At 70.7% G+C, this 20,362-nt stretch carries 18 protein-coding genes; 6 read left to right on the top strand and 12 right to left on the bottom strand.

All coding sequences use genetic code 11. From position 1 onward, the window contains the following. Position 1 precedes the first annotated feature (1 nt). From ACSMXO_RS28530 to ACSMXO_RS28505, 6 genes are all read left to right on the top strand, one after another. Positions 2-418 (top strand): hypothetical protein, encoded by a 417-nt coding sequence (locus ACSMXO_RS28530; RefSeq protein ID WP_346258507.1) that lies wholly within the window; start codon positions 2-4, stop codon positions 416-418. Further along, the gene (locus tag ACSMXO_RS28525) at positions 415-984 is read left to right on the top strand and encodes an FHA domain-containing protein (protein ID WP_455414562.1); all 570 of its coding nucleotides are present in this window, start codon (positions 415-417) and stop codon (positions 982-984) included. The genes ACSMXO_RS28530 and ACSMXO_RS28525 overlap by 4 nt, the downstream gene beginning before the upstream one ends. Further along, positions 981-1,802, top strand: a complete 822-nt coding sequence (locus ACSMXO_RS28520; RefSeq protein WP_455414561.1) for a protein kinase domain-containing protein — start codon at positions 981-983, stop codon at positions 1,800-1,802. The genes ACSMXO_RS28525 and ACSMXO_RS28520 overlap by 4 nt, the downstream gene beginning before the upstream one ends. Beyond that, positions 1,799-3,574 (top strand): cation:proton antiporter, encoded by a 1,776-nt coding sequence (locus tag ACSMXO_RS28515; RefSeq protein WP_455414560.1) that lies wholly within the window; start codon positions 1,799-1,801, stop codon positions 3,572-3,574. The genes ACSMXO_RS28520 and ACSMXO_RS28515 overlap by 4 nt, the downstream gene beginning before the upstream one ends. Continuing rightward, positions 3,526-5,367 (top strand): serine/threonine-protein kinase, encoded by a 1,842-nt coding sequence (locus tag ACSMXO_RS28510; protein ID WP_455414559.1) that lies wholly within the window; start codon positions 3,526-3,528, stop codon positions 5,365-5,367. Before ACSMXO_RS28515 ends, ACSMXO_RS28510 begins: the two co-directional genes overlap by 49 nt. A 547-nt stretch (positions 5,368-5,914) precedes the next feature. Beyond that, positions 5,915-7,051, top strand: a complete 1,137-nt coding sequence (locus ACSMXO_RS28505; RefSeq protein ID WP_455414558.1) for a nucleotidyltransferase domain-containing protein — start codon at positions 5,915-5,917, stop codon at positions 7,049-7,051. Positions 7,052-7,407: 356 nt separating this feature from the next. Here ACSMXO_RS28505 and ACSMXO_RS28500 read toward each other — a convergent pair whose 3' ends face one another. Genes ACSMXO_RS28500 through ACSMXO_RS28445 form a run of 12 tightly spaced genes read right to left on the bottom strand, consistent with a single transcriptional unit; the run spans position 7,408 to position 20,185 of the window. After that, positions 7,408-8,481, bottom strand: coding sequence for a 2-oxo acid dehydrogenase subunit E2 (locus ACSMXO_RS28500; protein ID WP_455414557.1), 1,074 nt, complete (start codon positions 8,479-8,481; stop codon positions 7,408-7,410). Continuing rightward, complete coding sequence (locus ACSMXO_RS28495) at positions 8,474-9,496, bottom strand: transketolase C-terminal domain-containing protein (RefSeq protein ID WP_455414556.1); 1,023 nt, start codon at positions 9,494-9,496, stop codon at positions 8,474-8,476. The genes ACSMXO_RS28500 and ACSMXO_RS28495 overlap by 8 nt, the downstream gene beginning before the upstream one ends. After that, positions 9,489-10,400, bottom strand: coding sequence for a thiamine pyrophosphate-dependent dehydrogenase E1 component subunit alpha (locus ACSMXO_RS28490; RefSeq protein ID WP_455414555.1), 912 nt, complete (start codon positions 10,398-10,400; stop codon positions 9,489-9,491). The genes ACSMXO_RS28495 and ACSMXO_RS28490 overlap by 8 nt, the downstream gene beginning before the upstream one ends. Continuing rightward, entirely contained in the window at positions 10,393-11,895 is a 1,503-nt protein-coding gene (locus ACSMXO_RS28485) for an AMP-binding protein (RefSeq protein ID WP_455414554.1), read from the bottom strand. The genes ACSMXO_RS28490 and ACSMXO_RS28485 overlap by 8 nt, the downstream gene beginning before the upstream one ends. Further along, entirely contained in the window at positions 11,892-12,770 is an 879-nt protein-coding gene (locus ACSMXO_RS28480; protein WP_455414553.1) for a diiron oxygenase, read from the bottom strand. The genes ACSMXO_RS28485 and ACSMXO_RS28480 overlap by 4 nt, the downstream gene beginning before the upstream one ends. A 29-nt stretch (positions 12,771-12,799) precedes the next feature. Then, on the bottom strand, positions 12,800-13,042 hold the full coding sequence (locus ACSMXO_RS28475; RefSeq protein WP_455414552.1) for an acyl carrier protein: 243 nt from the start codon (positions 13,040-13,042) through the stop codon (positions 12,800-12,802). Position 13,043: 1 nt separating this feature from the next. Beyond that, on the bottom strand, positions 13,044-13,955 hold the full coding sequence (locus ACSMXO_RS28470; protein WP_455414551.1) for a transglutaminase domain-containing protein: 912 nt from the start codon (positions 13,953-13,955) through the stop codon (positions 13,044-13,046). Then, positions 13,952-16,330: a peptidase domain-containing ABC transporter gene (locus ACSMXO_RS28465; RefSeq protein WP_455414550.1), complete on the bottom strand. Its 2,379-nt coding sequence runs from the start codon at positions 16,328-16,330 to the stop codon at positions 13,952-13,954. The genes ACSMXO_RS28470 and ACSMXO_RS28465 overlap by 4 nt, the downstream gene beginning before the upstream one ends. Continuing rightward, the gene (locus ACSMXO_RS28460) at positions 16,327-17,055 is read right to left on the bottom strand and encodes an SDR family NAD(P)-dependent oxidoreductase (RefSeq protein WP_455414549.1); all 729 of its coding nucleotides are present in this window, start codon (positions 17,053-17,055) and stop codon (positions 16,327-16,329) included. The genes ACSMXO_RS28465 and ACSMXO_RS28460 overlap by 4 nt, the downstream gene beginning before the upstream one ends. After that, entirely contained in the window at positions 17,048-18,247 is a 1,200-nt protein-coding gene (locus ACSMXO_RS28455; protein ID WP_455414548.1) for an AMP-binding enzyme, read from the bottom strand. The genes ACSMXO_RS28460 and ACSMXO_RS28455 overlap by 8 nt, the downstream gene beginning before the upstream one ends. 3 nt (positions 18,248-18,250) lie before the next feature. After that, complete coding sequence (locus ACSMXO_RS28450) at positions 18,251-18,517, bottom strand: acyl carrier protein (protein WP_455414547.1); 267 nt, start codon at positions 18,515-18,517, stop codon at positions 18,251-18,253. 3 nt (positions 18,518-18,520) lie between these two features. Continuing rightward, on the bottom strand, positions 18,521-20,185 hold the full coding sequence (locus ACSMXO_RS28445; RefSeq protein WP_455414546.1) for a condensation domain-containing protein: 1,665 nt from the start codon (positions 20,183-20,185) through the stop codon (positions 18,521-18,523). Positions 20,186-20,362: the final 177 nt, after the last annotated feature.

The following is a 20,362-nucleotide window of genomic DNA, read 5'->3' as shown; positions in this document are numbered from 1 at the left end:
CGTGGTGCCTGTGCTGTCCGGCCGGATCCAGACCCGGTTGGTCCTCCTCCTGGTAGTGGGCTCGGCTGTCACCGCGGTCGTCACGCCTCTCGTGGGTGCCGACTACCGGACCACATTCGCGGTGCTCGCCGCCGTGGCGGTGCTCGGCGTCGGCTGGGAGCTGCTGTACCACCTGCTCATGCAGTTCCGCTGGGAGAAGGACTGGCCGTCGCTCTTCGGCCTGCTGACGGCGGTGCCCGAAGGCCTGCTGCTGTGGCTGCTGCTCGACGCCGGCCTGCTGCCCACAGTGGATTCCGCGCCACTCGCCGCGTACGTCATACACTTCGCCGCGGTGTGGCTGGCAGTCTGGCTCGTCGCGAACGGTCCGATGCGGGTGCCGTTCCTGCGCTGGCGCTTTCGCGGAGGGCGGCTGACATGAGGCAACCCGACCGCAACGCGCCCTTCGAGGCGGTCCTGCTCCTTCCCGGAGCGGCGGACGCGCCGACGGAGGTGGCACCGCGGAACGAGCTGACGCGGCTGCTTGTCGAGGGTGTGCACTGCGCCAACGGCCACTTCAACGACCCGGCCGTGCCGTACTGCCAGATGTGCGGCATCTCGATGGCGCAGCGTACGCACATCACCGTCCTCGGCCCGCGGCCGCCGCTCGGCGTGCTGCTTGTCGACGACGGCGCCACGTTCCGGCTGGACGCCGACTACGTGGTGGGGCGCGAGCCGCACCGCGATTCCGCGGTGGCGCACGGGGCGCGGCCGCTGCGCATCGCCGGGCCGGCGAGCGGCGTGTCGCGGCAGCACCTGCGGATGGCGCTCGCCGGCTGGACCGTCCGCGCTGTCGACCTGGGATCGGCCAACGGCACGGTCGTCGAACCGCCCGGCGACCCGCACCCCCGGCGGCTCCAGCCGGGTGTACCGGCGGAGATCCGGCCCGGCACCCGGGTCGTGTTCGGGACGCGCTGGCTGCGCTACGAGTCCCACCGAAACCCGTGAACACCCCAGGGGAGCAGATGCGCGGCATCGCCGACTACGAGTTCATCCGGCCGCTCGGCTCGGGCAACCACGGCCAGTACTTTCTCGCCCGCCGGCCGGCCCGGCTGCCCGTCGAGGCCGCCGAGGTGGCGGTGAAGGTGCTGGCCGCCGAGTCGACCGGGGTGGCGTTCCGCAGAGCTACCCGCGAGCTGCGCGCGTTCGCGGCGGTACGCTCGCCGTACCTCGTCGCGCCGTACGACGCCGGGCAGCAGGACGGCATCTTTTACTACTCGACCGAGTACCTGCCGGGCGGCTCGCTCGCCGCGCCGGCCGCGCCCCTCGACCGGCCCGCCGCGCTGCGGGCGGTGGCACACGCCGCGCGGGCGGTCGCCGCCCTACACGCCGCCGGCGTCGTGCACCGGGACGTCAAGCCCGGCAACGTGCTCCTCCACGAGGGCGGCGCGCGACTGTCCGACCTCGGACTGGCGCACGTCTTCGCCGAGGGCGTCACGATCACCGGCATGGGGGCGCTCGACTCGGTGGAGTACGTCGATCCCGCGCTGCTGCTGGGGGAGCGGCCGCAGCCACCGCACGACGTCTGGTCGCTGGGCGTGCTGCTGCACCGCGTGGTGGCCGGCACCGGCATCTACGGCACGCTGCCGGAGGGCGACGGCCTGCTGGTGCTGCGCCGTGTGGTCTCCATGCCGCCCAAGCTGAGCGCGGAGCTGCCGGAGCCACTGGCGGCCCTGGTACGCGAATGCCTCGCGCCAGCCGCCAACCGGCCCACCGCGGCGGCGCTGGCCGACCGCGTCGAGCGGTTCGCGGAGGCTGTCTCATGAGCGCACACGCCCTCATCAACTTCCTGCTCGCGGTCGCGGCGATCATCGTGCTGGCCCGGGCCTTCGGCTGGTTGGCCCGGCTCGTCGGCCAGCCACCCGTGATCGGCGAGCTCGTCGCCGGTGTCCTCATCGGACCGACGCTCTTCGGCACGGCGGTCAGTGACTGGCTGCTGCCCGCCGACGTCCGGCCCGCGATGTCCGGCCTGGCCAACCTCGGCCTGGTGCTGTTCATGTTCATCGTCGGGTACGAACTGGACCACGCCTCGCTGCGCGGCCGAGGCCGTACCGCCACCTCGGTCTCCATCGGGTCGATCTTGGCGCCGCTCGGGCTCGGCGTGCTCCTCGCCATGTGGCTCGCCGGCCGCCACGAGGTCTCCGACCCGCTGCCGTTCGCCCTCTTCATCGGCGCGGCGATGGCGGTCACGGCGTTCCCGGTGCTGGCCCGCATCCTCACCGACCGCGGCATGGTACGCACGCCGGTCGGCGGGCTCGCCCTCGCCAGCGCCGCCGTGGACGACGTCGCCGCGTGGTCGCTGCTCGCCGTCGTGGTCGCCGTCGCCGGCGCGGACAGCGCCAACCCGTGGCTGCCGCTGCTCTGCGTACCGTACACGCTGCTGATGCTGCTCGTGGTGCGGCCGCTGCTGGCCCGCGTCGACGCCGCGCGGGCGCGCGCCGGCCGGCTCACGCCCGACATCCTGGCCGTGGTGCTCGTGGGCCTGCTGCTGTCCAGCCTCGCCACCGAGTGGCTGGGGCTGCACGCGATCTTCGGTGCGTTCCTCTTCGGCGCGGTCATGCCCCGGGCGCGCGCCGGTGCGGCGGAGCCGAGCGGCGCGGACAGGCTCCGGGTCGAGATCCTCGAACGGCTCGAACAGGTCAGCGTGCTGCTCCTGCTGCCCGCGTTCTTCGTCCTTTCCGGTCTGCGGGTCGACCTCTCCACGTTCGGCGGGACGGGGCTGCTGGAGCTCGCCGCGATCCTCGTCGTGGCGATCGGCGGCAAGTTCGCCGGCGCGTACGCGGCTGCCCGTCTGAACAAGGTGGCCGCCCGCCCGGCCGGCGCGCTCGCCATCCTCATGAACACAAGAGGGCTCACCGAGATCGTGATCCTGACGGTCGGGCTGGAGCTGGGGATCATCGACGAACGCGTGTTCTCGATGATGGTGGTGATGGCGCTGGTCACCACCGTCATGGCCGGCCCGCTGCTCAGCTTCGTCTACCCGCGACGGATGGTCGAGCGGGACGCACTGGCGGTGCAGCGGCCCGAGCCACCGCCGGCCGGCTACCGCGTGCTCGTCTCGCTGCCCGGGGGCCTGGCGCCCGCGCCGGCCCTTGTCGACCTCGCCGCCGACTTCGCCGAGCGGGGCGCCGCCGCCGCGGGACACGGCACCGGAGAGGTGGTGCTGAGCCGGCTCGTGCCGTACCCGGCGCGGCCGCTTGACGTGGGCAGCGGCCTGTCGGAGGAACTGCTTGGCATGACCACCGCGATGGGGGAGCTGGCCGGCCTCGCCGAGTCGGTACGCGCCCGCGGGCTCGGCGCGCCGGTGCTCGCCCGGTTCAGCCGCGACCCGGAGGCCGACCTCGCCGCCCAACTCGCGGCCGTCGAGCCCGACGTGCTGCTCCGCGGCGGCGAGCCTGCGGTCGTCGTACCACTGGGATCCGGCGCGGAGGCCGTGCGGCGCGACGCGGCCGAGCTCGCGGCTGCCCGCGGGTTCGATATCGTCATCCAGTGTGGAGGGCCAGCGGAGCCCCGGACGAGCGGGGTGACGAGCGGATGACCGGCGAGGAAGAGCGGCGGTCGGCGGCGCTGCACCCCGGCGACCCACGGCGGCTTGGCCGGTACGAGCTGGTGGGGCGGCTCGGCCAGGGCGGCATGGGCACCGTCTACCTGGCCCGCGACGCCGGCCGGCCGGTCGCCGTCAAGGTCATCCGGGCCGACGTCGCCGCGCACGAGGAGTTCCGGCGACGCTTTCGCGGCGAGGTCGAGCGGGCGCGGCAGGTACCGCCGTTCTGCACGGCCGAGGTGCTCGACGCCGACCCCGACCACGACCCGCCCTACCTCGTCGTGGAGTATGTCGACGGCCCCAGCCTCGCCGACGTCGTGGCCGAGCGCGGCCCGCTCAGCCCGGCCAACCTGCACGCGCTCGCGATCGGCGTGGCGACCGCGCTGACCGCGATCCACGGCGCCGGCGTCATCCACCGGGACCTCAAGCCCAGCAACGTCCTGCTCGCACCCGGCAGCCCGAAGGTGATCGACTTCGGCATCGCGCGCGCGGTCGAGGCGACGAGCCACCACACCCGCACCGCCCAGATGCTCGGCACCGTGGGATATATGGCACCCGAGCGCTTCGGCTCCGACGCCGCCAGAGTGATCAGCCCGGCGGCGGACGTCTTTGCCTGGGGTGCGGTGCTCGCGTACGCCGGCACCGGCCACCCACCATTCGGTGTGGACACTCCACCGGTCGTGGCCGCACGCATCGTCACCCAACCACCCGACCTCGCCGGGCTGGTGCCCCCGCTGCGCGACCTTGTCGAACGCGCCCTGGCCAAGGACCCGGCCACCCGCCCCACGTCGCGCGAGCTGCTCGACATGTTGCTCGCCCCCGGCCAGGTACGCCCGCCCGCGGTCCAGGCCGCCCTGGCAGGGCAGCCCGCCCTGTTCGCCGCTGCGGCCGAGGCCAAGGCGGCCACGGAACACCTCGCCACCCGCCCCGCCGGCCACGACACCACCCGCCTGGCCGGCGGCACTCCGGGGGCCGTGCCCGCGCCACCGGCGCCTCAGCCGCCGGCCCCGCCCGCGCGCACCGGCCGGCGCTGGGGGAGGGTCGCGAACGTGGCGCTGGCGGTGGCGGTACTCGTCACGTCGCTGACCGTCGCGGGCATCGCCAGCGGCGTGCTCCCATTCGACGGCGACTGGTCGAATGGTGTGACCCCGACACCCACGGCGACCTCGCAGGCCACCGCGGCCGCTATGAGCTCGCCGCCCACCCCGCCGGCCACGAACTCGGCCCTGCCCGGGCCGCCGGTCGTGCGCGACCCGCTGACCGCGCCCGGGCTGTGGCAGGTCCGCGAGGACGGGGCACAACGCACCACGTGCACATTCGACCAGGCGCTGGTGGTCACCCGCGACAGCACCGGTCCGTACCGCTGCCCGGGCCCGACCAGCGCCTACACCGACGTCTCGGCCGCCGTCGACGTACGGCTCCAGACACCGGGTAGCTGCGCGGCGCTGTGGTTCCGCTTCGCCGGCACCGCCGGCTACCTCGTGCGCGTCTGCGCCGACTCGGTCGAGCTCGCCACCCACGGCGTCGGCGACGGCGCGAGCGTGACGGTCCTGCGGACCATGGCCCTCGACGACCCGATCCCACCCGACACCACAACCCGCATCGGGGTTTCCGCCCGTAGCACCACCATCACCGTCGACCGGGACGGCCAACGCGTCGGCACCGTGGACGACGCCACCTTCACCCAGGGCCGCGTCGTACTGGGCACCTTCCCCGCCACCACCGAGGAGGAGTCACCGTTCCGAGTCGCCTTCACCAACGTCGAGATCCGCCCCCTCGGCGACTGACGGCCCACGGTCTCTTTCGGACGAACGGATTCGTCCGGACCAACCGGCCGCCAGTACCGCGGCGCGTGCCTGTGCCAGCACATCGCCCGGTCGGTGCTGAACCATTGAACCTTTTTCAACCTGGACCGCGCGGCGCTCACGCACCGCGTCCGACCTTGCGGTCCGCCGGACCGCAAGGGAAGGTTGAAAAAGGTTCATTCAGGCGGGGAAGCGGAGCAGCCGCTCGCCGACGATCGCGTTCAACTGACAACTGTCGACAGCAACCCGTTTCCGGGCCAGCCTTCACCGTACGTGGCAACGCCACCGTGGACCGGCTGTTGACAAACCGATGGCGGCGCGGTGATGTCCGAAAACCACGACACATGGCTGAACGGGACGAGGTTGAGCACAGTGCATCGCCCAAGGCGGGGACCACTGAGATCCGCTACACTTCGCTCGCCCGTCCGTCCGGAGCAGGCGCTGTGCACCGAGTGATCGGGCGGCCACAGTGGACGGGCGATTGAGCCTCCGCTCTCCAACGCCTTAACGCCTTCGCAAAGGAAGCCGAATGGCCGCGATATCAGCCGAGTCGGAGTTGTTGCTGCTGCTCAGCAGACAGCATGTAACAGACCCGCAGATAGCCCGTCTGCGCGAAATCCTCGGTCAGGACGAGCCGGTTCTGGACTGGGGACGGATCGCCGGTCAGGCCGCTCAACACCGCGTCGCCGCCCTCGTGGGATGGCATGGATGGCGCCTCTTGACCAGGGAGGCGATGGCTGGCTTGGACGCCGCCGTCGTGTCGCTTCTCTACTCCGCTTACCGGGACACCCGGCGGAGCAACGAACTCATGCTGGACGAGATCCAGGCGATCAGCGACGCCGCGGCGGCACAGGGCATCACCGTGCTCATGCGCAAGGGCGGCCATCTGGCCTTCGCGGTCTACCAGGAGCCGGGCATGCGGCCTATGGGCGACCTGGATGTCCTCGTCACCAGAGCGCAGGCGCCCGCCCTGGTGGAGGTGCTTGAGCGGTTGGGCTATGCGGAGGGAAACCCAACAGAAACCGGCATCGTCCCGCTGAGCAAGCGGGACCGGGCGTTCTGGCGCCTGTACGGCAGCGACCTGCCCAAGTTGAACAAGCTGACCGGCCAAATCGACCGCCCGATCATCAGCGTCGACGTCAACGTGTCGCTGGCGCTGCCCGGTAAGGGGTACGACGTTCCGGTCAGCGCCGTCCTGGCGAACGCTCGTCGGCACCGGTACGGTGACGCCTCGTTCCTGGTGCCATCCCCCGAGGACGCGGTCATCGACCTGTCGGCCCACATCTACAAGACCTCGACGACGCTCAGGTTCATGAACCGTGGCAGCAAGCACCGGCGTCTGATCAAGTACGTGGACATCGCCGAACTCGTGCGCTCGGCCGGACAGGACTTCTCCTGGGACCTGTTCCGCAAGCGCGTTGACGAATACGCGGTCGCCGGGCCCGTGTTCTACGGGCTCGCTCACCTGCAGATGCTCTTCCCGGGCGTCATCCCTCCGGACGTCCTCGCCGCGCTCCGGCAACAGTGCCCGGAGCCGGAGCGCCTGCTTACCGAGTACGGCCAGTGGGATCTGCCACAGCCGCGTGTGTGGCAGCAAGACTTTCTCACCCGGTTCTTCGACCCGGCCACCGATCGCGACCTGCCTGCCTCGAAGTCACTCGTATGACGACAGGAGGCGCCTGAGCGACTCCGCTCAAGCGCCTCCTGCCGGCTACCGGCTATTGGCAGGCCTTCGGACCGCCGACGATGTCGTCCAGTTCCTCGTCAGCCATCTCGCGGATGTCGACGCCGTCGAACTCTACCTCGGTCATGTGGGTTCACCCCCTTCCGGCATCATCGTGTGGCTTGGGTTTGTCTCCACCGCAGCGGGGTTCGGACCCGCAGTCGAGTCGGCGCGTTCGTCTTGTCGGCTCCACTATGGATCCGGTATACCGAAATGGAGGGTGGATGCCACAGGATACCTCCGATATGCCCCGAAGAATGCCGCGTCGACCGCGTTCAACCGACAACTGTCAGCGGCCATCAGCCCGACTCCAGGTCAGCCTTGACCGCATGCAGGAACGCCACCGCCGACCGACCGTTGACGAACCGGTGGTCGTACGCCAGACCGAGATGGAAATACTCACTGCTCGTGATCGAACCGTCGTCATGACGTACCAACTCACGCTGCATCGAGGCGAGAGACAACGCACACATGTGTCCCGGGAAGATGAGCGGCTGCGCGTACACGATATCGGCGTCCGCGTGTATCGCGAGCGCGATGTTCGACCCGGTCAGATCTGCCTCAGTGAATTGGCCACGCATCGCGGCAAGCCGGAACCGTAACAGATCGGCCGCGATGTCCCGCAGCGGCCGGGTGTCGGCGTCGGCGACGACCGGCAGGTAGAGACCCTTTCCCACGTCGATCGTGACCCCGACCTGCGCCCCCGGCCGCACGGTCACCGTCTCGTCGTCCACCGCGTGCGCGAAGAAGAGCCGGAACTGCTTCCGGCGCGCCGCGATCGCCTTGACGACCAGTTCCGGGACGCCGAGGAAGCCGACGGTCGCCGCCTCGTCACGCAGGCGCTGTTTCAGCCGGTCGGCGACCACCTTCACGACCGAGTAGGCGGCGGGGATCTCGCGATGCGAGGCGGACACCGTACGGGCGATCCGTCGCTGGGCAGCCGACACGGGCACCCGCTCAACTGCGGCCGGCTCCGCTTGCCCGGCGACGAGCTGCTCGATGTCCGACCGCGAGATGACCACCTTGCCGATCGACCGTACCGTCGCCTCCGCGACACCGTATTCGACCATCAGCTGCCGGGCCGGCCGGGTGATGGTGATCGGATCCGGGTCGGCGTTCCGCTGCGCCTGCACTGGACGGTCGTCCCTGGCGACGGTTGCCACCACCTCCCCGGGACGGCAGGTTGACGGCGCGTGGATCCGTTGCCACAGGGTGCCGGCCTCCTCCGCGACGACCTCATGTGCCGCCTTCGAGGTCTCCACCAGAGCCACCGCGGTGCCCGCACCGACCGACGCGCCGTCACCGACCAGCCACTCGAGAAGCGTGTACTCCTCGTCGGTCGCATTGAGCCGGGGGAGGCGGATGTCACCCACCGGCGACCGCCGTCACCATGGCGCGGATGTCGTCTTCCTGGACCAGCACCGCACGCTCAAGATGAGGGGCGGCCGGGATGGCACGGGATGGCGCGTGGAGCAGATGGACGGGCTGGGACAGCAGCCCCCACATCTGCTGGTGGATGGTGTGAGCGACCTCGGCCCCCCACACCCCGCCGGCCGTCGCGTCCTCGACGACCACCACCCGCCGAGCCTGGGCGACGAGTGGGGCCAGTGGCGTGGGGTCGAAAGGGTAGAGCCGGGACGGCACCACGGCCCGCACCGCCGTCTCGGCACTGAGGTAGGCACCGCGCATCGCGCCGAGGACCCTGCCGGTGAGGCCACCCGGTGCGATGACGACGACGTCCACCGCGTCCACCCCGTGGATACCCAGCACGGCGAAGTCGCAGTCGCCACCGATCCGTTCGCAGTGGAACAGCTCGTCTCCGGTGGCCGCGCCGAACCGCCGCCGTCCGTAGAGCACCTTGTCCTCGAAGTACATCGCCGGGGCCGCGGAGTCGAGGATTCGGGCCAGCGTGGCGTGCCCGTCGTGTACCGGGCTCATCTCGTAAACCGCGAGGTTGGGGATCCCCACGAAGTGCTTCTGGAGGCTCTGGCTGTGGGTGGGGCCGTAGCCGCGGTGGCCCCCCGTCGGGCACCGGATCACCAGTGGCATCCGCACCGACTGGCCGTACATGCTGACCACCTTGCTGGCGAGGTTGACGATCTGGTCGAAGCACAAGGTGGCGAAGTCGGAGAACATGACCTCGACCACCGCTTCCCGGCCGCGCAGGGCCAGGCCCACCGCGAAGCCCAGGATCGCCTGCTCGCTGATCGGCGTGCTGAGTACCCGTCCGGGATGGGTGGTGGAGAGCCGGCGGGTAACGCCGAAAGCACCGCCGTACGGGTCGACGATGTCCTCACCGATCAGGAAGAGATCCGGTCTCTCGGCGAGCAGGGTGGCCAGGCCGCGGTTGAGGTTCTCTCCGACCCGCTCCACTGCCCGGTCATCCACGGCCGGCACCGATCAGCGGCCTGGCGAGTACGTCCTCGACCACGGCCCGGATTCCCGCGGTCGCCGCGTCATCGAGCCGGTCGACCTGCTCGGGAAACGCCGCGCGATAGTGCGGGTACCAGTCGCGCCCGGCGATGGCGTCGAGCTCCGCCGAGGTGCGGGTGTCGTCCCCCTTGCTGTGCGGCCCGAGCCGTACCGTCTCGAACTCGACCACCAGCGGCGAACCGCCCTGGCGTACCTCGGCGACGAGCGGCGCGAGAGTGGTCCGGATACTACCGACGTCGATACCGGTCACCTTGACGTGCCGGATGCCGAAGCCGGCACACCGGTCGGCGATGGTACCGGCCATCTGTGCCGGCGTCGGGGTGGACTGGGCGATCCCGTTGTGCTCGACGACGACGACCATCGGTACTCGCCAGAGGGCGGCGAGGTTAAGCGCCTCGTACACCACTCCCTCGCCCCAGGTGCCGTCTCCGACGTAGACCACCGAGATCGACGCCGCGCCGGTGCGCCGCATGTCAAAGGCGGCGCCCACCGCGACCGGCACCAGTTGCCCTTGGATTCCGGTGGACATGAACCCGGCGCGGCGGATGTGCTGCGAACCGCCCATCCCGGCACACACCGCACCTTCACGGCCCGCGAGCTCGGCGAGCAGGCCGGCCGGATCGTCGTACCTCGCCAGGTAATGCCCGTGTCCCCGGTGGTTGCTGAACACCTCGTCGTCGCGGCGGAGCAGGGACTCGACCGCGACCGGGATGTACTCCTGGCCCAGGCACGTGTGCGTGGTGCCCCTGATCAGTCCGCGGCCGAGCAGGTCGAGTACGGCGTGCTCGAAGCGGCGGATGGACAGCATCGCCCCGAGCTCGGAGTCGGCGAGCGGGCACAGCGGCGGGCTCTCAGGCATGGGCGACCTGTTCGCCGGCCAGAAGGTCCCGGGCGCGCGCGGCCAGCGCCGCGCGGTCTATCTTGCCGTTCGCGGTGTGCGGGAGCGCGTCAACGTCGTGACACAGCCGCGGCACCATGTATCCCGGCAGGATCGAGGCGATCGGGCGACGGATGTCGAGGCCCGGGGTACCGACATAGAACACCGCCAGCTCGGTCCGCCCGGCTGCCTCGAACGCCACCGCGACCGCGCGTTCCACCCCGGGCAGCTGCCCGACGTGCCACTCGACCTCGTCCAGCTCGACCCGGTAGCCGCGGACCTTCACCTGCCGGTCCATCCGGCCGAGATAGCCGAGTTCGGCGCTGGCGAGCTGCCGGACCCGGTCGCCGGTGCGGTACCACCGCACGCCGTCACCGTCGTAGAAGCGCCCCTGGTCGTCGGCGGGGTCCAGGTATCCGGGAAACATCTGCGGCCCGGTGACGCACAGCTCGCCTTCGGTACCATCGGCGCCGTCCTCGGTGATCCGGTACCGGAGATGCGGGTACGGCGTCCCGATGGGAACGACGCCGTGCACGGCGAGCTCGGCGGACTGGTCGGACAGCCGATGCGCGGAACAGGCGATCGTCAGCTCGGTCGGGCCGTACAGGTTTTCCACTATGGATCCCGGCGCGGCCCGCTGCCAGTCCTGGGCGTCTGTCAGACGCAGCGCCTCACCGCAGAACAGGCTCCACCGCAGCGTCGGCATCGCGCCGGGCGTCAGCCCGCCCCGGCGCCGTACCACCTCGATGGCGCTGGGCACGGAGAACCAGAAGGTCACCCGCTCGGAGGCCAGGAATTCCGGCAGCGCGGTGAACACTTGCGGCGGCGTGGACACCACGGCGGCACCCGCGCCCCAGGCCACGAAGAGGTCGAACATCGCCAGGTCGAAGGTCTGGTCGAAGGTCTGTGAGCAGACGTCTTCCGGGCCGAGGTCGTATCGGTCCAGGTTGTACCGCAGGAAGCTGTCCATGTTGGCGTGCGTGACCGGAGCACCCTTGGGTCGGCCGGTGGAGCCCGAGGTGAACAGCACGTAGGCCGCCCCGTCGTACCCGGCCCCGGGCAGGGTGCCCAGAGGCGTCGCGGCCGGCGCCGCCACCCGAAGGCCGGGCAGGGCCGCCGCAAGGTGCGGGAGCGTCGCCGCCGCCGACCGGTCGGCGATCAGCGTGTCGATCCCGGCCATCGCCGCCATCCGGCAGGTACGTGCGGCGGGGAAGCCCGGGCTGAGCGGCACCGCCGTCGCGCCGGCGTAGAGCGTGGCGAGGAGCCCCGCGTACGACTCGATGCTGCGCATCGCGAGGATACCGACGGTCCGCGCCCCGCACGCGGTCAGTCCGCCGGCCCAGCGCCGAGCCACGTCGTCCAGCTCAGCGTAGGTCCATTCCTGGCGGCCGATCCGCAGTGCGACGCGGTCCGGCGCCATTGCCAGGCCGGCGGTGAACCACTCGTGCAGCATCCGCCGCGGTGGCTGGCCGGTCACCAGGCGACCATGCTCTCGGTGAAGAGTCCCATCCGGCTGAAAAACCGGGTGGTCTTGCGCATCACGGTCCGGTGGAACTCCTGACGGTACGGGTCGTCGATCACTTCGGAGCGGATCTGCCTGGCTCCGGTGAGCGCCGCGTCCGCGTACACCGCAGGGTTGTAGAACGCCCGCAGGCACGAGCTGACATATCGCGACAGATACGCCGCGGCGCCCGCGACCTCCTCGGGGGTCGCGCGGTGCGTGGCTTCCTCGTACAGCGCGCGCATCATCTGCCGGCCGAACGCGATGTGTCTCGACTCGTCCTGGTGATGGACGGCGTTGATCCGCTGCGCGATCGCCGGCAGTCGGTCGTCGGTCGCCATTTTCGCGTTGTAGTAGTCACACAGCTCCTCCGCGATGAGGATGCGACCGAAGATCATGACGTCGCGTACCGCGTCGTTGCCCTCGGCGGCGTGCCCGACGACACGTTTGGTGCGGTAGACCTTCCCCCCGTACCGGTTGCAGAACTGGGCGAAAAACCACATGTGTTCGTTCTCTTCATGGATGAAGTCGTGGAAGAACTCCGAGAGGCCCGGGTACCGCGTGTCGTAGATCCGCCCGGCTACCTCGCCGATCAGGTCACGGATGAGATGGACATTGAGGCTGAAGAAGTTCACTGCCTCGGCCTGGGTCAGACGCAGCCGGTCGGCCTCCGACAGGCGGTCCCACACCGGGGTCCCGTAGCACGTGGTCAGCTCCGGGCTCATCCAGAACTGGTCGGCCGGCAGGTCGTCCGGCCAGTCGAAGATGTCGAAGACGTGGTAACGCTGGTCCCGCGACTGGCTGCTCAGCTTGGCGGCGACCGTGGTGAGCCGTGCCCATGTCTGCCGCACCGATGCCTGTCCCTCCTCGGCAGTGCCGGTCACAGCAGGCCCCTGACCGCATGCCAGATGGTGCCCGGAGTCGCGAACACCTCCGGCTGCAGCAGCTCGGGTGGGAGCTCGATGTCGAACTCGGCCTCGAGATTGACGATCAGCTCGACCACTTCCAGCGAGTCGACCCCCAGCTCGGCCAGGCCGTGGTCGGGGTCCAGGGGCGCGGCGGCGGCGAGCAGCCGGCTGCGCTGCCGGATAAGCGATTCAAAGGCTGGTGGCCAGTCCACCATGTCATTCTCCTGTGTCGCGGTAGGTAGGAAATCTCGCGGCGACCGGCTGACCGGCGTGGGCCACAAGATCACGTCGGTGGGCTCCGATGCGGCCGAGAACGCCGCCGAGCGAGCGGGTCCGGTGCCACCGCGGCCCGGCGATACCCCACTGCCGCAGGGCATCCACCAGCACCGGGTCGACGGGAACCCAGACCCCGTCGACGTGGAACTCCGCCCACGAGTGCGACGCGGAGATCGGCGGGGTCAGCGACCTGCCGAAGGAGAACCGGGCGGCCAGTCCCCGGTTACCGGCCTCCTCGACCAGCATGCGGGCCACGCCGACGCAGTCGCCGATGCCGGCGGTACGAACGAACGCGGTGTCGGCGCGCAACGTCTCCGGGAGCCAGAGGAACCGGATGTGCCGGGTCTCCTCCAGCAGGTCGAGCAGCGCGGCCGGCAGGTCGGGCCAGGTGCGCGGCCGGTCGAACGTCACCGAGTGCAGGACACCGCCGCGGGCCGGCGCCGAGGCCGTCTCATGCCAGCCGTCCTCCGGTACCGCCAGGCGGTACCGGCACAGCCCGTCATGCCCGGGATCCGGGCACTGCGCCAGGTAGTCCATCCGGTAGCGGGCGTGGGCGGTAGGGCGCTCCAGCTCGCGGATCCACCAGGAGAGCACCTTTCGCTCGCGGGACCGCGCATCCAGGTGTACCGCGACGTTGCGCAGGTCGGTGGCGTCGAACCGGGCGCCCTCCGCGCCGGACGCCGAGGGCAGGCCGGCGGCGACGAGGGCGGCGACCGTCGGCCCGTCGATCTGGTACTCGGCGGCGGCAGCGGCGGCGTCGACCTCGAACCGCCGATGGGCGTCCGGCACCTGCAGGATCAGCGCTACGACGGCGTCGAGCTCCCGGCGCTCAAGGCTCAGTGACGACGTCACGGCGCGAGTCCCGCGAGGCGGCGGTACGGGCCGTCCTGTGTGATCAGTTCCTCGTGCCGTCCCCGCTGGACAAGCCGGCCGTTGCTCATCACCAGGATCTGGTCGGCGTCCTCGGGGTGGGAGAGCCGGTGCGCGACGACCACCAGGGCTTGACCCGTGCCGCGCAGGTTGGTCACGATTCGGTCCTCGGTGCGCCGATCGAGGGCGCTGGTCGCCTCGTCGAGGATCAGCAGCTCGGAGTCGCGAATCAGCGCCCTGGCCAGCGAGATGCGTTGGATCTGTCCACCCGACAGGCCCGCCCCGGCCGCGCCGAGCAGCGTCTCGTACCGCATCGGCATGGCGTCGATGTCGTCGTGGATCTCGGCCAGCCGCGCCGCCGCGATGACGTCGTCGAGAGAGCACTCCGGCCGGCCCAACGCGATGTTCTCCCGGATGGTTCCGGCGGAGAGCCGGGCGTCCTGGCGCACGAACGCCATCGACCGCCGCACCGCTGGCCGGTCGAGCTGATCGGTGGGCACGCCGTCGATGAACACCGTGCCGGAGCTGGGCAGGTAGAGCCCGGCCAGCAGCATGGCCAGCGTCGACTTGCCGGAGCCGGACTCGCCGACGATGAGGGTGAACTGTCCAGGCGCCATCTCGAAGTCGATGTCGGCCACTGCCGGTGCCGCGGCGCCGGGATAGGCGAACCGCACGGCGTCGAGCCGGACCGCGCCGGTGACCCGGGACGGTGCCACCGCATCTGGCCCGGCCTCGGGTTGCGCGTCAAGGATGTCGGCGAGCCGGGTCAAGGTCGGTCCCAGACCGGCGATCTGCAGCCCGGTCTGGGTCAGGCTCGCCAGCGGTACGAACATGCCCATGGCCAGGGCGGAGAAGCCGACCACGCGGGACAGTGAGATCTCGCCGCGACCGAGCAGGACCAGGCCAGCTCCGAGCACGGTGAGGGGGGCCAGAAACTGAATCGCGGTGCTGGCGGCCTCGCACACGGCGAGGAACCGCCGGCTGCGAGTCCTGGCGTTCACCTCGTCGGCGAAGGTGTGGCTCCAGTTCTCCGCCGCGGCGCCCTCGAGCCCGGACGCCTTCAGCGTCGGCACGCCGTCCAGCAACTGGAACAGCTCGGTGTGTGCCCTCGCCTGCGCCTCCAGCAGAGCGGCGGTGAGGTACTCCTGCTTTCGCCAGCTAGCGGCGAGCAGGCCGACCTGGGTGACGGCGAGGGCAAGCACCAGCGCGCCGAGGCGCGGGTCGGCGATGACGACGAGCCAGCCGTACACCAGCACCAGCACCCCGTCGAGCACGGCCGACAACGCGGATCCCGTCAGGACCTGCCGTACCGCGTTGCTGGTCCGGACCCGAATGGCGAGGTCCCCGGTGTGACGCCGGGCAAAGTAGTCGAACGGCAGGGAGACAAGGTGGTGAACCGTCCCCAGGGTCACCGACTTGTCGGCGAGGGTCTGGATGGACAGCATGGCCATCCTGCGGGCGGTCTGCATCCAGAAGTACATCGCGAACAGCACGATCGGCGCCGCGACGAACAGCCACGTGCTGACCGGCTCGCCGGGCTGGTTCGCCCGGTCCACGACGTAGGAGGAGGCGATCGGCACGACCAGGCTACACAGGGTCAGGGCGACCGAGGTCACCGCGAGTGGTACCCACGCGCTGGTGCGAGGGAAGAACTTGCCCACATAGGGCATGCGGCTCGCACCGAGGCGCTGGCGGCCGGACCTTCGCCGCGGTGTCCCGGCGCCGACCGGCGGGTGGAACTCCAGCGCCACCCCGGTGAACGCCTTGCCCGCCTCGGCCAGGCTGACCTTGCGGCGCCCGAAGGCCGGATCGACGATGTACAGGTGGTTGCCGGTCACCCGTTCCAACACGACGAAGTGGACGAAGTTCCAGAACAGGATGGTGGCCGGAGCGAGGTGGCGCAGCCCGTCGAGGGAGACCCGGACACCGCGGGCGGACAGACCGCGACGCCGGGCCGCGGCCAGCATCGAGCGGGCCGGAACCCCGTCCCGGCCCGTGTTGGTCTCGATCCGCAGTGCGTCGAGCGGCTCCGGCCGACCGAAGTAGGCGAGGACCATCGCCAGGGCGGCAGCTCCGCAGTCGCTCATCTGCGCTTGGAGCACGAGTGGAACCCGGTTGCGCCGGACCGTCAGCGCGGCCCACATGTCGCGCCACCGCAGCTCGCGCAGCAGGCCCAGGCTCGGTAGCGCCCGCCAGCCGACGTCCACCGCTTCCCCGGCATCCCGGGTGAGGCCGTAGTTGCGCACCGCCTCGCGCCGGAAGCGCTGGCGTCGGTCCGTGAACTCCGTCGGTGGACTGGTTGCCGCCGGTGGCGGGGTGCGCTGTTCCGCGGGTCCACGCTCGTCCAGCGTGCTCATCCGGCGCTGCCCGAGTCAACCCGGATCACCTGCGCGGTGATGGCCTCCGCGGCAGGCGAGAGCAGGAACTCCACCGACCGCGCCACATCGGCGGGTGTGGCACCCCGGTCCAGCATGTTGCGCCGGTTGATCGCGGCGCGGAGGTCGTCATCGATCGCCGCGGTCATGGCGGTGTCGATGAAGCCCGGTGCGACACAGTTCACCGTGATACCCCGGCCGCCGACCTCGGCGGCGAGCACTCTGGAAAACCCTTCGAGAGCGCACTTCGTCGCGGTGTAGGCGCCGAGTCCGCGAAAAGTCCGGTGGGCCGCGATCGACGAGATGTTGACGATGCGTCCACCGCCGCGATACATCGCCTTGACCGCCGCCTGGCACAGGGACATCGGGACCTCGACATTGAGCTGCCACATCCGGCTCACGTCGGACCAGGCAGTGGCTACGTGCAGGGCCCCACTCGCGACCCCGGCGTTGTTGACGAGGCCGTAGAGGTCGGCGCACTTCCGGAGCCGGTCGGCCACCGCGATCCGGTCATCGCCGGAGGTGAGGTCGGCGGCAAGGAATGTCAACGGGTCGCCGACGGCCTCCCGCAGCGCCGCGAGCTCGCTGGAGGCGGTCCGCGACACGGCGACCACCCGATACCCGGCGGTGAGCAGCTGACGGGCGACGGCCAGCCCGATGCCCCGCGAACCGCCGGTGACGAACACCGTCCCGAGCGCCTCACCCACCACGGACCGCCTTTCCGGACAGGGTCATCGGGATCTGGTCGACCACGGTGACTCGGCGCGGCTGTTCCGCCGGGGCCAGTACGCGGCGGGCATGGGCCTTGACCCGCTGGACGACCGCGTCGTGGTCGCATTCCGGCAGTGTGACGATGTCGGCGCCGACAACGGCACCGAGCACGCTGCTACGGACCGGATAGACCCGGGCCGCGACGACCTCGGGGTGCTCCTGCAGTAGCCGAGCCACATGGCCGGGTACGACTTTCGTGCCACCCACGTTGATGACCTCGCCGCGCCGTCCGAGAACGTGCACTCGTCCATCGTGGATGGCCGCGGCGTCCCCCGTCGGCAGGTACGGTGCGCCCGGACCGGGCGACACCAGGAGTTCGCCGTCCCGTATCGCCAGTGCCTTCCCGGCCGTCCCGTACCCGTCGAGGACGGAAAGAGGCAGGCCCGGAAGCCCGTCGGTGACGGTGGCGATCCGGCCGAGTTCGGTGCTGGCGTAGATCTGCAGGACGCGCCGCGGCGCGAACGCCGCCCCAACCAGCCGAAGCAGGCTCGCGTCCACCGGCTCGCCGCCCATCGAGACGGTGTCTACCCGCGGCCGGGCGGCGTCGGTCCCGCGGTGCAGCGCCGCCATCCGCCAGAACGACGGTGTGCCGGCGACGACCTCGTAGCGCGCACCTGTCCCGGCGGCGAGGTCGGTGGGCGCGAGGAAGTCGATGCGGGCGGCCCGTCCGAGCGCCTGACTCACGGCTTCCACGCCGGCGTAGGTGAAGGGGGCGTATCCGACTCCCCACCGTTCGTCGCCGTCCACGGTGTCCCAGTCGACGCCGCGGGCCAGGTCATGCCACCTCCAGTGGGTCGGCGTGGGGGTACCGGTGGTCCCGGACGAGAAGATCCACAGCCCTCCGGGCCGTTCGCCGCTTCCAGGGTCGGCCGCACCGGTGTGCCGGATCCGGCCGCCCGCAACGTCCAGTACGGCCTGCGGCCGCAGGACCCCCAGCGCCGACGCGGCGATGGTCGGGCCCACCACTACGACGGACGCGTCGAGCGGACGGAGCGCGCACAGCGCGACGACAAGGTCCGTTCCGGCGGTCACCTCGACCGCGAGGTGCCGCAGGCCGGTCGCCGCGACGGCGGCTCGCAGTCGGGCGACCCGCCGCCGCAGCAGATCTTCACGGGTGACCACGGACACGGCTCAACTCGCCGCCGGCCGCAGGGCCCGGCAGAGGTCGTCGAGCGTCTCCATGCGGTCGACGGCGACGACGTCCAGCAGTACGCCCAACTCCTGCTCGAACTCGACGATGAGTTCCGCCATGACGAGGCTGTCGATCTCCAGATCGACCAGCCGCATGGCGCCGGCATAGCGTGCCGCGGCGCCGGGCGGCGGCCCGGTGAGCACTCGCTTGACCACCGCGTCAAGGGCCTTTTCGTCGATCACTGTGTCCACGCGGGTGCTTTCCACCGGTCAACCAACTCCATCCCTGGATAGCGCCTCGGACCGTTCGCCGCAGGCTGTGCTGGGCACCACCGCAATCCGCCCGGGAACCGCCAAGAACGGCCGACTCGCGACCGTGGAACGGATATGGTTGGTGAGATCGTCCGGCGTGACCTCGGCACCGGCGACCGTGACCTCGGCGGCGAGCAACGACCCACCATCCTCCGCGATCTCTACGAAGGCCCTGGACGAGACAACCGCGGGATGGGTGTCGAGGGTCGAGGTCACCTCGGCCAGGTCGACGACCAGCAGGACCGTACCGTCGGGTGCCCGCAGTGGCGTGAGCTGCGGGCCACTGCCCGTTGTCGGCGTGATCCGGCAGGAATCTTCCCCACGCAGTTGTGCCCGGAAGGCGGCGACGAACCCGGCGAAGCTGGCTTCCGACATGGTCGCGCCATCGACGGTCAGCCGGATGCGCAGCCCGTTGGGCCGCTCGTTGGCGGCGATCCGCAGGCCGTCGGCGGTCCGGTGGAACTCGGGGGTGTACGCGCCACGCTCGACGGTGATCGCGCTGCCGTCCGGAGAGTCGTGGTCGGCGTTGTCCGCCAAATACGTCATGACCAGGGTGCGGTGGACCGGATGGCCCAGGCGCTGCGCCACTGTCGCCCACATGTCGTCCAGTGCCTGCGGCGCGACGTTGCGGCGCGAGGTGGCCGACAACAACTCCCGCCGGGCCTGCACCAGCAGGTCGACCGGCCTGGCCGGCCTGTCCAGTACGACCGGCACGGTGACGTCGAACATGCCGACGACTTCCCGCTCCACGTGACGCCTGCCGTTCAGGCTCATCGAGACGGCGATCCGATCCTGCGGCGTCGCCAGGAACACGGTGGTGGCGAACACCGCGAGCAGCCATTGGACCGTGGTGAAGCCGGACTCCTGCCAGCGGCCGCGCACATCCTTCCACTCGTCACCGACGACGAGTAGCAGCTCGGTCTGGGCGACCGGTGCGGCCGGTTCACCGAGGCTGGGCAGGAACTGGCACCGGGGCGGCAGCCATGGGCCGCGCCGCCGCCAGTACGTGGACACCGCGTGCGACCGGTCGGTGGCGGCGGTCGCCTGGCCGGTCACCGCAGCGAGATAGCCGGCGTCCTCCGGGTCGGTGTCGGTCGCCCGGCCGAAGTAGGTGTCCCACAGTCCGCGTACGACGATCATCCGGGCAGTGGCGTCGACGGCGAAGCCGGAGAACACCCCGATCACCGCGTGCAGCGTCGGCGAGAACCGCAGCAGGCGGAAAATGAACGGGTACTCGACCGCCAGGTCGAAGGTGTGCTTGAGGTCCGCCGCCAGGACTGCGCGCACGTACCGCGCGAACTGCGCGGCGTCCTTGGCTGTCACCTGCGTCAGTGCGACGAGTTGGCGATTGTCCGGCATCGGCCGGATCCACTGGACGGGTACGCCGCCAAGCGTGGTGACGCCTATCCGCAGCGCTGCGTGCCGGGCGACCGTCGAACGCACCGCGGCGAGGAGTGCCGAAACGTCCAGTGGCCCACTGACCCGGTAGGACATGAAGAGTGACGTACTGCCGTCCGGCCGTTCCAGGAGCGCGCGGTGGTGCGCGAGCTGGCCCGGGAGCAACGGATGGACCGCGTCGGTGTCGAGGCTGACTGGCTCAAGGCGGGCTTGCCGCGATGGCATACGGGTCCTCATTCCAGCAGTGAACCTCTTTCAACCTGGACCGCGCGGCGCTTACGAACCGCATCCGGCATTGCGATCCGGCGGACCGCAAGGAGAGGTTGAAAATGGTTCACTGGTCACCTACCGGAGGGCAACGTTCAGCATGGCCGTCCACGTCGGCACCGGTCATGCTCAAGA

It is taken from the genome of Plantactinospora sp. DSM 117369, assembly GCF_053764795.1.
This window is presented reverse-complemented; position numbering and strand designations above follow the sequence as displayed.